Annotated in this window: 10 protein-coding genes; 9 read left to right on the top strand and 1 reads right to left on the bottom strand. The window is 37.8% G+C overall.

Going from position 1 to position 15,070, the window contains the following annotated elements; translation table 11 throughout:
- The first annotated feature begins 1 nt into the window (after position 1).
- The gene (locus BR50_RS01010; RefSeq protein ID WP_034545264.1) at positions 2 to 937 is read left to right on the top strand and encodes a D-ribose ABC transporter substrate-binding protein; all 936 of its coding nucleotides are present in this window, start codon (positions 2 to 4) and stop codon (positions 935 to 937) included.
- 372 nt (positions 938 to 1,309) lie between these two features.
- On the opposite strand, the gene BR50_RS01000 is transcribed toward BR50_RS01010, so the two are convergent.
- Positions 1,310 to 2,824, bottom strand: a complete 1,515-nt coding sequence (locus BR50_RS01000) for an AcpB/EbpR/MafR family transcriptional regulator (RefSeq protein ID WP_034545260.1) — start codon at positions 2,822 to 2,824, stop codon at positions 1,310 to 1,312.
- Between the two features lie 260 nt (positions 2,825 to 3,084).
- Between BR50_RS01000 and BR50_RS00995 the strand changes: the two genes are divergently transcribed.
- The 8 genes from BR50_RS00995 (at position 3,085) to BR50_RS00960 (ending at position 14,796) form a co-directional block, all read left to right on the top strand.
- A complete protein-coding gene (locus tag BR50_RS00995) occupies positions 3,085 to 4,335 on the top strand; it encodes a sugar ABC transporter substrate-binding protein (protein WP_034545257.1) in 1,251 nt (416 codons plus the stop codon).
- A gap of 188 nt (positions 4,336 to 4,523) precedes the next feature.
- The gene (locus BR50_RS00990; protein WP_034545255.1) at positions 4,524 to 5,408 is read left to right on the top strand and encodes a carbohydrate ABC transporter permease; all 885 of its coding nucleotides are present in this window, start codon (positions 4,524 to 4,526) and stop codon (positions 5,406 to 5,408) included.
- Between the two features lie 32 nt (positions 5,409 to 5,440).
- A complete protein-coding gene (locus BR50_RS00985; protein ID WP_034545251.1) occupies positions 5,441 to 6,271 on the top strand; it encodes a carbohydrate ABC transporter permease in 831 nt (276 codons plus the stop codon).
- 21 nt (positions 6,272 to 6,292) lie between these two features.
- Positions 6,293 to 8,449: a glycoside hydrolase family 3 N-terminal domain-containing protein gene (locus tag BR50_RS00980; protein WP_034545249.1), complete on the top strand. Its 2,157-nt coding sequence runs from the start codon at positions 6,293 to 6,295 to the stop codon at positions 8,447 to 8,449.
- Between the two features lie 19 nt (positions 8,450 to 8,468).
- Positions 8,469 to 11,801 (top strand): GH36-type glycosyl hydrolase domain-containing protein, encoded by a 3,333-nt coding sequence (locus BR50_RS00975; protein WP_034545247.1) that lies wholly within the window; start codon positions 8,469 to 8,471, stop codon positions 11,799 to 11,801.
- A 74-nt stretch (positions 11,802 to 11,875) separates the two neighbouring features.
- Positions 11,876 to 12,829 carry a LacI family DNA-binding transcriptional regulator gene (locus tag BR50_RS00970; protein WP_034548847.1) on the top strand — a complete coding sequence of 318 codons (954 nt, stop codon included), beginning with the start codon at positions 11,876 to 11,878 and terminating at the stop codon, positions 12,827 to 12,829.
- 15 nt (positions 12,830 to 12,844) lie between these two features.
- Complete coding sequence (locus tag BR50_RS00965; RefSeq protein ID WP_245792798.1) at positions 12,845 to 13,606, top strand: alpha/beta hydrolase; 762 nt, start codon at positions 12,845 to 12,847, stop codon at positions 13,604 to 13,606.
- A gap of 569 nt (positions 13,607 to 14,175) precedes the next feature.
- Positions 14,176 to 14,796 carry a VanZ family protein gene (locus BR50_RS00960; RefSeq protein ID WP_034545242.1) on the top strand — a complete coding sequence of 207 codons (621 nt, stop codon included), beginning with the start codon at positions 14,176 to 14,178 and terminating at the stop codon, positions 14,794 to 14,796.
- Positions 14,797 to 15,070: the final 274 nt, after the last annotated feature.

The following is a 15,070-nucleotide window of genomic DNA, read 5'->3' as shown; positions in this document are numbered from 1 at the left end:
TATGAAAAAATTAGTCGGATTAGCAACAGCAGCAGCGTTATTTATTGCAGGATGTGGAGCGGCAACTTTGGAAGGTGAAAATACAACGGAGAGTGGCCCAGTTGAAGAAAAAGATACGGCAGAATTAGTGGTTGGCGTTTCGATCTCAACATTAAATAATCCGTTTTTCATTTCTCTTGAAGAAGGTATTACTGATTTAGCAGACGAACAAGGCACAACAGTGAAAAGTGTCGATGCTCAAGATGATACGGCTAAACAAACAAATGATATTGATGATTTGATCCAACAAGGAGTAGACATTTTACTGATCAACCCAGTCGATTCATCTGCTATCACACCAGCTGTTGAATCAGCGAATGCAGCAGGGATTCCAGTCATTACGATCGACCGTTCAAGTGATGGCGGACAAGTGGTAACCTTAGTAGCTTCAGACAATGTTGAAGGTGGAGAAATGGCTGCTGAATATATTGCAGAAATTTCAGGAACAGATGCAAATACGGTTCAATTAGAAGGCGTTCCCGGAGCATCAGCTACTAGAGAACGTGGCGAAGGATTCACTAATGTAGCCGAAAAATCATTAAATGTAGTAGATAGTCAAACAGCTAACTTTGACCGTGCAGAAGGATTGACCGTTATGGAAAACATGTTGCAATCAAACCCAGAGATCCAAGCTGTCTTTGCACAAAATGATGAAATGGCTCTAGGAGCGATCCAAGCCATCCAATCTGCAGGAAAAACAGGAGAGATCCAAGTTGTTGGTTTTGATGGAACAGAAGACGGAATCAAAGCTGTAGAAGCAGGAACATTAAGTGCAACGGTTGCTCAACAACCTAGTGAAATGGGTAAATTAGCAATGCAAGCGGCTTTTGATTACTTTGCTGGCGAAACGATCGAAGAATATATTGCTTCACCATTAGAATTAGTTAAAGGTGAATAATAAGGATAAGTAAGATAGTCTCGGGGGTCACGTTTTATGTGATCTCCAAGACTATTTTTTTTGAGTAATTTTTACCGCCATTTATTGATTCTACGTCAAATGGTATTGGTGTTTTAAAAGGAATTTCTTCTGGAATTGACGGTTGTGCTTGTGGGGCCGTGGGAACGCCTAAAGCCTAAAGAGGAAGTTGTCATGGTTGTTGCTGCTTTAGCAGCTTACAAACATGATACACGTGGGCGTTATTTGCCCATAGTGCTTCATTTTAGGCTACAAGCAACCCTATTCCGCCAGAAATTTCAAGTAAGTGATCCAACTGATCTATCAATACAAAAAAACAGACCACATTTATTCTCAAGAATAAATGTGGTCTATTCACTGAATATTTGAAGCGATTTTTTTCAGTCTATATTTTTCTTCGATAGCTTGGCGGATATTATATATATTACGTTTAGTTGGAATGTTTTGAACACAGATACAATTTTCTGCAAGGGTATGATCTTCTGTTTCCAATGTAAAAGTGGTCACCAGAAGATCATGCGGCTGCTTTTTGATTTGGTCTATTGAGATATCTGATTTTAGATAAATTTCAGTCGTGATTTCTTGTTTAAAGTAGTGATGAAATAAGGATTGAATCATTTTAGCGTGTTCAAAATCAAGATCGCTTATAATCAGCAAATGAAATTTCGCTTTTTGGTTATAAAGTTCTGGTACCAAGCGATCCCAATGGATGAGCAGTGTGTAAATAATTTCATAACGGGCAGCTTCACTATAGCTTTCATGTATTTTATGTTCATACATGTTTAAAGTTACAAAAGCGGCGTTTATAAAATCAGGAAATAATTCTTCGATCGATTGGATGAAAATTTTTTTAGGGTTAAATAAAATATAAGGAAGCGGATAGTGTCCTTGTTCGGTTTTGAATGCAAAATGAGAAATATTGTACATTTCTTTTATTAAATGACTGCGGTTTGGTATGCAGATCTTTACCTCATCAGATAAATGATCTAGCAACATAGCATGATAAGAGATCTTTTGTTTAACAATAGGGTCACTTTTTGCTTCTTCGATTAAAAAATCATAGCTTAATGCGAAATGATTGTTGATAAAGATCGAAAAGACCTGTTCAATAAAGGGGACATCCAGAGTGATTGCTATTTTCTTCTCAAATAGTTCTATTAAGGACCTAAAATCAGTCGAATCGGGGATCATATGTGAGTAGCGGTCAGACTTGATTTCTACATAATGTCCTTGTTGTGTCCTTAAAAAAGGAATAGCTGTCCAAAGCTTTAAACGTTTGAAATCCGCAAAATCTAAAGGAAGATGGACCATTTTTGCTAGAGACAGTAAAAATTGTTCAAAAAAACTTTGATCAATCGTTTTATAAGGCCATTCAAAATTACTGTACCGTTCAGAAAAATAGCTGATATAGAAATAGCGGATATTATCTTCACTTTCACTGATCATTTTACAAGGATTTGTCTGTACTTGAACACAATAGGCTCCTAATGAAAGATTGATTTTCTTTATTAAACGAATCAATGTAGAAGGACTGATAAATAATTCCTCTGCTAGTTCAGTAACAGTTTTTGTTTCATCATAAATCAATTGCTCAATAAAATTAAAGGCCAGACTACTTTTTAAAATAAGACGATAAACATCGTCAATATCTTTATTCGAAGGCAAGACTAATCGGATGCCACGATGAGACGTTTGTAACACTTCTTTAGAAAATTGTTCGCGTAGCATAATCATATCTTGTTTTAAAATCCGCTCAGAACCAGTCGTATTTTGCGCAATTTCTTTTAAGGTCAACCATCTATTACTGGCATAAAGGTGTTCGATCACTTCTAGACGCCTACGTTCATTGGCTTCTAATACTTGACGCATAAATAGCCCTCATTTCTTTAAGGATTTTTAATAATTAGCAATCGGAGAACTAAAATAAATACGTAAGCCTGATTATGGTATTTATATCTTCATTTTACCCATTATTTCAAAAAAAAGATATAGGAAAATAAATGTTATTTAATAACATTTATTTTTTAAATTATCAAGAAAAACGTTTCTGTAAAACGCTTGCATTTATAAAATAAAAGCTATATTATGGTTATAGAAACGTTTCACTAATAAAAAGGAGGAATAAAAGTATGGGAAAATGGGGTAAAAAAGTAGTAGTTGGGACCGTGACAGTAGCTTCAGCCGATTTATTGATGGCTTGTTCAAGTGATGGTGCAGATACAGAGGACAGTGCAGCAAATGATACGGTATCTTTTTGGTATATGGGGGATGGGAACGAACAAATTCAGCCGATTTTAGATGATTATACTGAAGAAACAGGTATAACAGTTGATATTCAAAGTATTCCTTGGGATAGTGCGCATGATAAATTGTTGACAGCAGTGGCTTCAGGTGACGGCCCGGATGTGGTCCAAATGGGTACAACGTGGATGGCTGAATTCGTTGATGCGGGTGCTTTAGAAGATATCTCTTCTTACGTTGAATCAGAGGAAACCTTGAATTCAGAAAACTTTTTTGAAGGTTCAGTTGCTACAACTAAATTTGATGATGCTTTTTATGCCGTACCTTGGTACACAGAAACAAGAGCTCTTTACTACCGTACTGATTTATTAGAAGAAGCTGGCTATCCTGAAGCTCCAAAAGATTGGGAAGAGTTAGAAGATGCTGCTATGAAATTATCTGAACGTGGTGACGATAAGTATGGTTTCCAAGTTGATTCTAACGATCAATCATTTGCCTTTATGTTTGCTCGTCAAAATGGGTCCGAATTATTTGATGAAGATGGAAAACCAGTTTTTAATGAAGCACCGTTTGTAGAAACAGTTGACTATTTAAATAGCTTTATCCAAGATGGTTCTTCTCCTAAACAAGATTTAGGTTTAGATATTTCTCAAACCTTTGGTGGCGACGGAATAGTGCCAATGTTCATCAGCGGTCCTTGGATGATCAATGCTATTAATGACAGCACAACAGATATTGAAGACAAATGGGCAACAGCTGTATTGCCTACTGGTTCTGAAAGTAATTTATCAAGTACCGGTGGAGCTAACTTAGCCGTATTTGGCGGAACAGAAAATGAAGAAAATGCTGTTGACTTGATTGAATTCTTATCTCGTCCTGAAAATCAATTGGCATTCTTTGAAACGTCAAATTCATTACCATCAGCAACAGCTGCTTGGGAAGATGAAGCTTTAGCTGATCCAAAAATTGCGACTTTTGGTGAACAACTTGAAAATTCAGCGTCAATGCCACTGATTCCAGAATTTGAAAGAATTGCAGCAATCTATTTAGAAGATTGGGAAGAAATTTATTTAGGTGGAGCTGACATTCAAGAAAAAATGGATGAATTCAATAGTGAAACGGAAGGCTTGCTTAAATAAGCAAGCGTTTAGAATAAGCGATTTTTTTAATAATAGTAGTTAGCAGCATGGTGTAGAGGTTCAGAAAAATAATCAAAACGAATCGGTTCTTGATTTATTTTTCTGGATTTTTACTGTTTCTTATCATCAGAGGATCATGAATAAATACTTGTATCAGATTAGTCAATAGTAGAAAGGATGAAAATAGTATGAAATCAGCAAACAAAAATGCCCCGTATCTTTTTATCTCACCTGCCATTATTTTACTTTTGATTTTTTCGATTCTTCCAATCTTTATCGCCTTGTTCATTAGTTTCACCGATTTGAGTTTAGCAGGATTGGCCGACTGGTCAAGAATCAATTTTATTGGGATAGAGAACTATCAAAAGATTTTAAAGGATCCAATTTTTATTAAAGCTGCAGGAAATACGTTGTATTATGTTGTGATTGGAGTTCCTTTAGTCGTAATCATTTCCTTAGGACTGGCAATTTTAATAAATGTTGGAGACGGAAAGTTTTTCTCGTTCATGAGGTTGATTTTTTATGCTCCTTCGATAACCAATATTGTTGCGGTCTCCGTTGTATGGACCTTTTTGTATAATCCAAATATTGCGATAGGATTATTTAACCAACTATTAGATTTGGTTGGAATTGCTCCTGTTTCTTGGTTGCAAGATCCAGCAGTAGCCAAAATCTCATTGATCATTTTGGCTCTTTGGAGAGGAACAGGGATCAATATGTTGATTTTCTTAGCAGCCTTACAAGGGATCCCACCAGAATATTATGAAGCATCAGAATTAGATGGCGCTTCAAAATGGAATCAGTTGAGATTCATTACGATCCCGATGCTTAAATTTTCGATCTTTTTTGTCAGTATCACAACCGTTATTGGCTGGCTGCAATTCTTTGAAGAACCATTTGTTATGACTGAAGGAGGACCTTTAAACAGTACGACAAGTATTGCTCTCTTCTTGTACCGTAATGGGTTCCAATTAAATGAATTTGGTTATGCTGCTGCTGGATCACTGATCCTATTTGTTGTCATTATTCTGATAACCTTATTCCAACTTAGAGGACAGTTAAAAAATGACTGAAATGACAGGTAAGCGAAAGGAGTACAGGACGTATGAATTCATATAAAAATACGCAAAAAATAAATAAATGGATCGTAGGCATTATTTTGGCTATCGGAGGGATCATTGCCGTTATGCCGTTTATCTGGATGATACTTTCGGCATTTAAAACAAATGCTGAGATTGTTTCTATGGAATCAGGGTTGATACCTAAAGAATGGACCGTTCAAAATTTTATTGATTTATTTCAAAAAATGAATTTTGGTGTTTATTTAAAAAACACATTGATCATTACAGCTTTCTCCTTTGGGGGGATGTTTCTAAATGCTATGGCAGGATATGGCTTTGCCAAATACCGCTTCAAAGGAAAAAAAAGCCTTTTCATCATGATATTGGCAACGATGATGATTCCTGGACAAGTAACGATGATCCCGGTCTATTTAATTTTAAACAGGATGGGATTGACGAACACTTTAGCTGGGATCGTTTTACCAGGATTAGTGGGAGCCTATGGAATTTTTCTATTCCGTCAATTTATGACTACCATTTCTGATGAATTATTAGAAGCAGCACGGTTAGATGGAGCTAGCGAATTGTACATTTTCACGCGCATCATCTTACCTTTATCTAAACCCATTTTAGCTGTACAAGGGATCTTAACGTTTATTGCCGGATGGAATTCATTCATGTGGCCGTTGATCATTGCTAATGATGAAAAGTATTATACTCTTTCAGTTGGGTTGAACCTACTAAAAGGTCAATACAGCAATAACTTCGCTTTACAAATGGCTGGTTCAACCTTCATGGTTATTCCAATCATCATTATCTTCTTAACATTCCAAAAATATATTTTACAAGGCTTCAACGTATCTGGTTTGAAATAATCTTGTCATAAGGAGGATATTATGGAAGCAATAAAATTAAAAGAACTTGTAGATCAAATGACGGTTGAAGAAAAGATTGGTCAAATGATCCAGTTGTCATCCGATTTCTACAATACAACGGAAAATGAAATTACAGGTCCAATGAATGAGATGTATTTGACAACCGAAAAAATGAAGACAGTGGGGTCGGTCCTTGGAATTTCAGGAGCGAATCAAGTAAAAGAGATCCAACGGTCACATTTAGAATCTAGCCGATTAGGCATACCTTTATTGTTTATGGCCGATATCGTACATGGTTACCGGACTATTTTTCCGATACCTTTAGGTTTAGCCAGTTCTTGGGACCCTAAATTAGTGGAACAAACAGCTTCGATCGCAGCAAAAGAAGCAGCGGTTGCGGGCTTGCATGTGACGTTTTCCCCAATGGTCGATTTAGTCCGAGATGCAAGATGGGGCAGGGTTATGGAATCAACTGGAGAAGATGCTTATTTAAACCAACAAATGGCGCGAGCTTTTGTACGAGGCTATCAAGGTCCAAACCTTAAAGAGGATGTGACTAAATTAGCTGCATGTGTGAAACATTTTGCAGCCTATGGAGCACCGATTGCTGGTAGAGAATACAACACCGTCAATATGTCGGAACGTCAATTGCGTGAAAATTATTTACCCGCCTATAAAGCCGCTATTGATGAAGGCAGCCGTTTAGTAATGACAGCTTTCAACACTGTAGATGGCATACCGGCTACGGGCAATAGTTGGTTGATGAATGAAGTGCTGCGTAAAGAAATGGGTTTCGATGGTGTCCTCATTTCAGACTGGGGTGCGATTGGTGAATTAATTGCCCATGGTGTTGCAGAAAATTTAAAAGAAGCCGGGACGTTAGCTTTTGAAGCTGGAGTTGATATCGAAATGATGTCAGCGGCCTATTCAAGTGAGTTGAAAGGTTTGATTGAAAGCGGCACATTAGATGAAACCAAATTAGATACGGCTGTGTTACGTATATTAGAGTTGAAAAATGACTTAGGTCTTTTTGAAAATCCTTACCGTGGAGCAGATGCCCAAAAAGAAACACAGGAAATGTTTAGTCCTCAAAACCGTGAAGTTGCGCGAATGAGTGCAGAGCAATCAATCGTATTGCTGAAAAATGAACATGTCTTACCTTTGAGAAATGATCTAAAAATTGCCTTGATCGGACCAAACAGTCAAACCCGTGATTTACTGGGGTCATGGTCGTGGAAGGGTGATACGGCAGAAACACCTTCGCTTTATGAAGGAATACTGCAACATGTGTCTACCGAACAGTTAGTTGTAATAGCAGAAGCGGATATGCTAGATCAGTCGGCTGATGAAAAATTAGCGGATGTAGATGTGATCGTACTCGCACTTGGCGAAACATCTGAAATGAGTGGTGAGGCAGCTAGTCGAACAAGCCTTACTTTACCAGGCAATCAACTTGAATTAGTGAAAGCTGTTCGTAGAGCAGCTAAACCCGTTGTAGCGACTTTATTTAACGGACGTCCTTTGGATCTATCCGCTATTGTTGAGGAAGTAGACGGTTTAGTAGAAGCTTGGTTCCCAGGTTCAGAAGGGGGAACAGCTTTAGCAAATGTACTATTTGGAGCAGTAAATCCTTCTGGGAAATTGACCATGTCTTTTCCAAGAACGATCGGACAAGTTCCGATGTACTACAATCAAGATAAAACTGGCAGACCGATAAATGAAACTAATAAAACTGAAAAGTACTTATCTAAATATTTAGATGTCGAGAACACGCCTTTATTTCCATTTGGTTTCGGCTTAAGCTACACCAAGTTTTCGTACTCAGCTCTAAATTTTTCGCACACAACTTTTACTGAAGAAGAGACCGTCACAGTGCGTGTTACCGTGAAAAATGAAGGGAACGTTACGGGAGCTGAGATCGTCCAATTGTATGTTCAAGATGAAGTCGCAAAAGTTGTCAGACCGGTAAAAGAGTTGAAAAATTTTGAAAAAATCACGTTAGAACCCCAAGCCCAAAAAGAAGTGACTTTTACGTTAACAGCTGAAGCATTGGCTTATGTGCATCCAGATCTGATGTTTGCTGCTGATAATGGGACATTCAAAATCATGGTAGGTTCTGATAGTGAAAATGTCCAAAGTGAAACCATTAGATTGATCACTAAATTGATCACTAAATAGGAAAAGATGAGGGGTAAATATGACGATAAATCAATTGATCAGTATAAACGAAGGCGAACTGACCGCTCAGTTTAAAATGAGCGGTGATCTATTTGAATTAAATTCAAATGGGACCATGTTGAACCAGCTAAATGTTGGAGCTATTGATCCCTCCATTATGAATCTTTATCTGCGAAAATTTGAAGTGGGTAAAGTGTCTTACACACCATTGATTGGACTGCAATCTGCCAGTCAGCTTGCACGTTCTAAAAATAAGCTTCGTTGGACGGGTGTATGGGAAGACATTGCATATAGCGTCACATTTTCGTTAACGAATCAGGCCTGGTTTTGGAATGTGGAAGTAGAGGGACAGGATGTCACCATCGATATCGTCTATGGTCAAGATATTGGTCTAGCAGACAAAGGGACGGTCCAGTCAAATGAATCTTACAACTCCCAGTACCTGGATCATGTGGTAGTCGAAACAGAAGCGAGTGGATACATTATTTGCAGCCGCCAGAATCAACCGCAAAGCGATGGGAATCACCCGTATCTGCAACAAGGCGCATTAAGTAAAACGGCAGGGTATTCAACAGATGGTTTCCAATTTTTTGGAAAAAGCTATAAAACAACCAACGAACCAGCTGTATTGATCCAAGAACATTTAGCAAATGAAATTTATCAATATGAAATGGCATATAGCGCGTTACAATCTGAACAAATAGCATTAAACGGCAAGTATAGCGTAGTATTTTATGGGTATACAGTCTCTGACCATCCAGAAGCCATCACAAAGCCGGTCGCATTAAAAACGATCCAACAACTTTGGGAAGAGACGATCCAAACAGAGGATGCATTTACAGACGTTGTGATGGTGAAAAAAGCAGCTGTGATCGGTGAGTCTTTAAAAACACAAGCTTTCACCAAAACAGAAGTTGAAAACTATTTTCCAAAACGATTAGAAGAAGAATATGAAGGAGAAACACTGTTATCTTTTTTCACTGCTGAGAAAGCCCATGTTGTGCTACAAGAAAAAGAACAGTTAATGGAACGGCCTCATGGACATATTTTGTTGAGTGGCGCTCAATTGACCATCGCTGAAACGATTTTGACAACCACCGCTTATATGTATGGTATTTTTAATTCGCAGGTGGTTATGGGAAATACATCGAACAATAAATTGATCAGCAATGTGCGGAATGACTTGAATATTCCTAAAACGGCTGGACAAAGACTTTATGTCGAACTAGATGGAATCTATCATCTTCTAACGATGCCAAGTGCATTTGAAATGGGATTTAATTATGCGATATGGTATTATAAATTACAAGATGACGTGTTAAAAATCAAAAATTATACGACGATCGATGGACCTGAACTCTTTTTAGAAGTAGAGAGCGAAAACAACAAAACGTATCGTTTTGTTGTGACCAATCAAGTGATCATGAATGAAATCGAAAATAGAGTGCCTTATTCATTGTCTAAACAAAAAAATCAACTTGAGTTTCGTCCTGAAAAAGAATCGACCATGTTCGACTTTTATCCAGAATTAAGCTATACAATGACGGTCGACGGTGCAGAATTCGCTCTTACCGATGAGCAGTTTTTCTTAGAAAACAGTTCATCTTCGGATAGCCCGCTAGTGGCATTGAAAATAGCTAAAACAGCTCATTTCACAATTGCTATCCAAGGCCGTTTAGAAGATGAGAAAAGCGCATTTGTGCAACGCTCATTTCCTGATGAAGTCAAAAAATACAATCACCATTTTAAACAAGTGATGAATGGATTCGCATTATCGATCAATTCTGAAGACAACAAGTCATTAGACCGGGTAAATATTCTTGCTTGGTGGTATACCCACAATATGCTGGTCCACTACTTGATGCCTCATGGATTAGAGCAATATGGTGGAGCAGCTTGGGGTACAAGAGATGTGATGCAAGGCCCAACAGAATATTTCATGGCAACGCAAAATTATAGCAGCATCAAAGCAATATTGCGGGTCTTGTTTGCGAACCAATTTGCGGATGATGGGAACTGGCCACAATGGTTTATGTTTGATCGGTACACCCATCTGAAAGCTAAAGAAAGTCATGGTGATGTCATTGTTTGGCCGCTTAAAGTGATAGGCGATTATCTATCGGCTTCAAATGATCATGCATTTTTAGACGAAACAATCGTTTATACAGACCGCGAAACATGTGATAAGACCGAGCAGACTGCTACGGTATTTGAACATATCGTTAAAGCTATCGATTATATTAAACAGCATTTATTAGAGGGTACGAATCTACCTGGTTACGGTGATGGCGATTGGGACGACACCTTGCAACCATACGATTCTCGTTTAAAGAGTCATATGGCAAGCAGCTGGACAGTAGCCTTGATGTATCAATCATTAAAGCAATTAGCAGACGTTCTAAATTCACACGATCCTGTATTTTCTAATAAACTGAAAGAGATGTATCAAGATCTTGAAGCAGATTATAAAAAATATATGCTTTCAACGGATGTGATCCCGGGTTTTGTATTTATGGAAGAACCGGATAAAGTCGAACTGATGATCCATCCAACGGACACCCGAACCGGTATTGCCTATCGTTTGTTGCCTATGCAGCAATCGATGATCGCTGAACTGTTCAGCCCAGAAGAAGCAGAACAACATTATCAAGTGATCAAAAATGAATTGAGCCACCCAGACGGTGTACGTCTTATGAGTGAACCTGCACGTTATGATGGAGGAGTGAGCACCTATTTCAAGCGGGCCGAACAAGCGGCAAACTTTGGCCGTGAAGTTGGGTTGCAGTATGTGCATGCTCACATCCGGTTTGCTGAAGCTATGGCGAAAATCGGCAAACGAGATGAAGCTTGGCACGCATTAGCGATCGTGAATCCAATCAATATCAAAACTGTTGTTCCTAATGCACAACGACGTCAAAGCAATGCTTATTTCAGTAGTTCAGATGGAGCTTTCAAGACGCGGTATGAAGCAGCTGAAAACTTTAGTAAGCTAAGAGATGGAACGGTAGATGTTAAGGGCGGTTGGCGCATCTATTCAAGCGGACCGGGGATCTACATGAACCAATTGATCACAAATATTCTAGGGATCCGTGCAACAGCAACTGATTTGACCATCGATCCTGTGCTGCCTGATTCATTGAACGGCTTAGTATTTGAGTTTGAACTTTATGATAAACCGATAAAATTTTATTATCACCTGAATAATGAAGAGCCGCATTTAGAAATAAATCAAGAAAAAGCTGCAAAAGATGATTACTCAAATCGGTACCGTTCTGGGGGATTTATCGTCTTGAAAGCAGAAGTTGAAAAATGGCTGAAAGACGAGAATAACCGGATCGATATTTACCTTTGATAAAAGATGAAGTCGTTTTTTAATGAACTAATTGATTTTATTAGAAAATGAAGGTTAGAGAGTTGGAAAATAAAATGGTAGGAATAAAGGATATCGCAAAAGAAGCACATGTTTCCATCTCGACCGTATCATATGCTTTAAATGGTAGCTCTAAGGTAACCGAAGAAACACGCGCAAGAATCGTGAAAATTGCGGATGACCTAAATTACATTCCGAATAGAGCAGGCCGAAATCTACGTAAAAAAGAAACGAACATCATTGGAGTCTACCTAGCGACATATGGGGGTACTTTTTATGGTGATTTATTGGAAGGAATCATGGCTACCGCAAAAGAAAATAACTATGACATGATCGTTTGTTCAGGAGGTCGTTCGCATTTGTTTCTACCAGAACGAATGATCGATGGTGCGATCATCCTAGATGCTGGTTTTTCAGATAACGAGCTGATTGATTACGCTGATCGAGGACATAAAATTGTGGTAATGGATCGTAAAATCGAACATGAAAATATCCGCAGAATATTGGTTGATAATCGACTTGGAGCCGAAACAGCAATTGAAGCTCTTTTGGAAAAACCGGTGTCTTTGGTCTATTTGATCACTGGTCCACCTGACTCATTTGATAGTCGTGAGCGGTTGGAAGCTGCAATCGAGAAGTTGACTGAAAATGACCAGTCCTATGAAGTTATCGAAGGTGATTTTTCAGAAGCATCCGGAAAAAAAATCGGAAGAATGATCCATGAAAAATGGACTGAAACGGTTGCCGTATTTTCCTTTAATGATGAAATGGCTATTGGAATGTATAATTACTTTAAGGATACTGAGTTGAAAATTGGAAAAGATATCCGCATGATTGGTTTCGACAACTTACTGGTCAGCAATTACTTGGAACCAAGATTAGCAAGTATCGCGTATTCTAAGCACAAATGGGGTTCTCTTGCGGCTCAATCTTTGATTGATCTGATCAAAGAAGAACCAGTCGAAAATAAGGTACTTAAAACAGTATTGGTGAAAAACCAATCTTATTAAACCGTTGGGGGAATAATGATGAGTGTTATTTCTGGTCAAATCAATTCTTCAGAACTAGGGTTCACGATTTCGTATAAAGCTATTTTGCCTGAGGAGCAAATAGGACCATATCCTGTTTTATATCTATTGCATGGATCATCAGACGATGATTCCAGTTGGCTTTATAATTCATCATTAGTGCGTTATGCCGCGCAGTACAATATAGCCATTTTTATGCCGCAAGTTCACTTAAGTTACTATACCGATATGTATATGGGGGCGAATTATTGGAGCTTCTTAACGAAAGAATTCCCCCAAAAAATGAAAAATATATTTAATATTTCTCACAAACGCGAGGAGACATTTGTTGCCGGTCTATCAATGGGCGGGTATGGCGCATTGAAGTGGGGACTGTCCTATCCAGAACAAGTAGCAGGTGTTGCTGCTTTGTCAGCTGCTGTAGATCCTTATCGAATATGGCAAGAGGATCCAGATAGAGATAAGCTTTTCACAGCCATATTTGAATCAAAAGAGTCTTTGAAAGGGTCAGAAAACGACTTGTATGCATTGCTAGAACAATTAAAAGGGAAAACTGTTCAACCATCATTTTTACAAATTTGCGGTATGGAAGATTTCCTTTATGCTGATAATTTGAACTTTAAAAAGCATCTTCAAGCGATTGCTAATGATTATACGTATCTTGAAAATCCTGGAGACCATGATTGGGCATTCTGGGATCAAGAAATACAAGTGGTATTAAAATGGATCCAAAAAAATATCCATCAAAAAAGAAGTTGAGTTGAATAACATAGACTCTATAAAGTGAACTCTAAAAAAGAGATCTTTATAGAGTCTATTTTTATGGTTCTACAACAAATGGTGGGGATGCTTCAAAAAAATTTCTTCTGGAATGGACGGGTTTGCTTATGGAGAGCCAAGGGAACGCCTGAAGCCTAAAGAGAAAGTCTTCCGGCTTTCAAGCTTCAAACACAACGTAATCGCTGAAGCGGCAACGTTGTGTAATTCTCATTGAATCCTCTCCATGGCTACAAGCAACCCTATTCCTTCATAAATTTTGGGTAAGTAATGCCATTAGATTAAGTCTATCAACACTAAAAATTATACAGCCATTTTTATATGCTATTCTCAACTTTTTTTGTTCTACAACAAATGGTGGGGATGCTCAAAATGAAATTAATTTATCAACTCTAAAAATTATAAACCCTTCTTTTTTAGTTGGTTCATATTCTTATCACCCATAAATGAGTTTTATTTGAATTGCCCAGGTCTTATCGGTATACTAGAAAAATCATATTGAACACAAATGAAAAGATTGAACTAGATGCCGGATATAGGGGATGTGTGAAATGAATGGTAAAAATAAAAAATTAGCAAGAGGATGGTCTTGGTTACTCGTGCTATTATGGATGGCTTTGATTTTTTATTTTTCACAGCAAGTTCAACAACAATCCTGGAATTTGAGTTATACCGTTTTAGGAATCAGTATCCAAGCGATTAAAATCAGTCAAGTGATCATCATGATCGGTTTAGCAGGATTTGTAATTATAAAATTAAAAAAACGTGGCGTAACTATTGGGATAAAAGAATTCACATTTATTTTTATCACAGCTTATCTGCTTTATCTTTTATCAATTGGAGTAAGGCAAGCGTTAGTTCCGCCAGACTTACATCATTTTATCCGAAAAAATGCTCATTTTTTTATTTATCTCATTTTAGGTATTTTAGTAAAATACGCCTTGAATAGTAGTGGTATCAAGGGAGTCAAAGCGATAGGAATCGGGTTGCTGATTTGTGTCGGCTATGCTTTTTCAGATGAGGCCCATCAACTATTGGTTCCGGGAAGAGGCGGCCAATTGAGCGATGTGGTTATTGACAGTTGGGGCGCAGGGTTAGGTATAGCCTTACACATCTTAGCAGTCAAATTTTTTTCGCTAAGAGAAAAAAATAAACTGCTAGAAACAAATTGAAAGATGAATCGACCGCAAAAAAGAAGCTGTGCGAAAATCGCATAACTTCTTTTTTTACGTTGTCTGATAAAAATATTGGTGTATTAAACCAAAATTTTTATGATTCAGATATGTAGAGTCTATATTTTTTGTTGTCAATAGATCAGTTGGATCACTCACTTGAAATGTCAGGCGGAATAGGAGTTGCTTGTAGCCATGTAAAGAATTAAATGCGAATTATAAAGCGTTAACGCTTCAGTGATTAAGCTTTGTTTGAGGCTTGAAAGCTTGAGGA

The organism is Carnobacterium alterfunditum DSM 5972 (assembly GCF_000744115.1).
Lineage (GTDB): Bacteria > Bacillota > Bacilli > Lactobacillales > Carnobacteriaceae > Carnobacterium_B > Carnobacterium_B alterfunditum.
This window is presented reverse-complemented; position numbering and strand designations above follow the sequence as displayed.

What these genes read in the sequence shown, in the direction of transcription:
- BR50_RS01000 (WP_034545260.1), bottom strand. Translation starts at nt 2,824, where the DNA reads ATGCGTCAAGTATTAGAAGCCAATGAACGTAGGCGTCTAGAAGTGATC.
- BR50_RS00980 (WP_034545249.1), top strand. Translation starts at nt 6,293, where the DNA reads ATGGAAGCAATAAAATTAAAAGAACTTGTAGATCAAATGACGGTTGAA.
- BR50_RS00990 (WP_034545255.1), top strand. Translation starts at nt 4,524, where the DNA reads ATGAAATCAGCAAACAAAAATGCCCCGTATCTTTTTATCTCACCTGCC.
- BR50_RS00995 (WP_034545257.1), top strand. Translation starts at nt 3,085, where the DNA reads ATGGGAAAATGGGGTAAAAAAGTAGTAGTTGGGACCGTGACAGTAGCT.
- BR50_RS00985 (WP_034545251.1), top strand. Translation starts at nt 5,441, where the DNA reads ATGAATTCATATAAAAATACGCAAAAAATAAATAAATGGATCGTAGGC.
- BR50_RS01010 (WP_034545264.1), top strand. Translation starts at nt 2, where the DNA reads ATGAAAAAATTAGTCGGATTAGCAACAGCAGCAGCGTTATTTATTGCA.
- BR50_RS00970 (WP_034548847.1), top strand. Translation starts at nt 11,876, where the DNA reads ATGGTAGGAATAAAGGATATCGCAAAAGAAGCACATGTTTCCATCTCG.
- BR50_RS00965 (WP_245792798.1), top strand. Translation starts at nt 12,845, where the DNA reads ATGATGAGTGTTATTTCTGGTCAAATCAATTCTTCAGAACTAGGGTTC.
- BR50_RS00960 (WP_034545242.1), top strand. Translation starts at nt 14,176, where the DNA reads ATGAATGGTAAAAATAAAAAATTAGCAAGAGGATGGTCTTGGTTACTC.
- BR50_RS00975 (WP_034545247.1), top strand. Translation starts at nt 8,469, where the DNA reads ATGACGATAAATCAATTGATCAGTATAAACGAAGGCGAACTGACCGCT.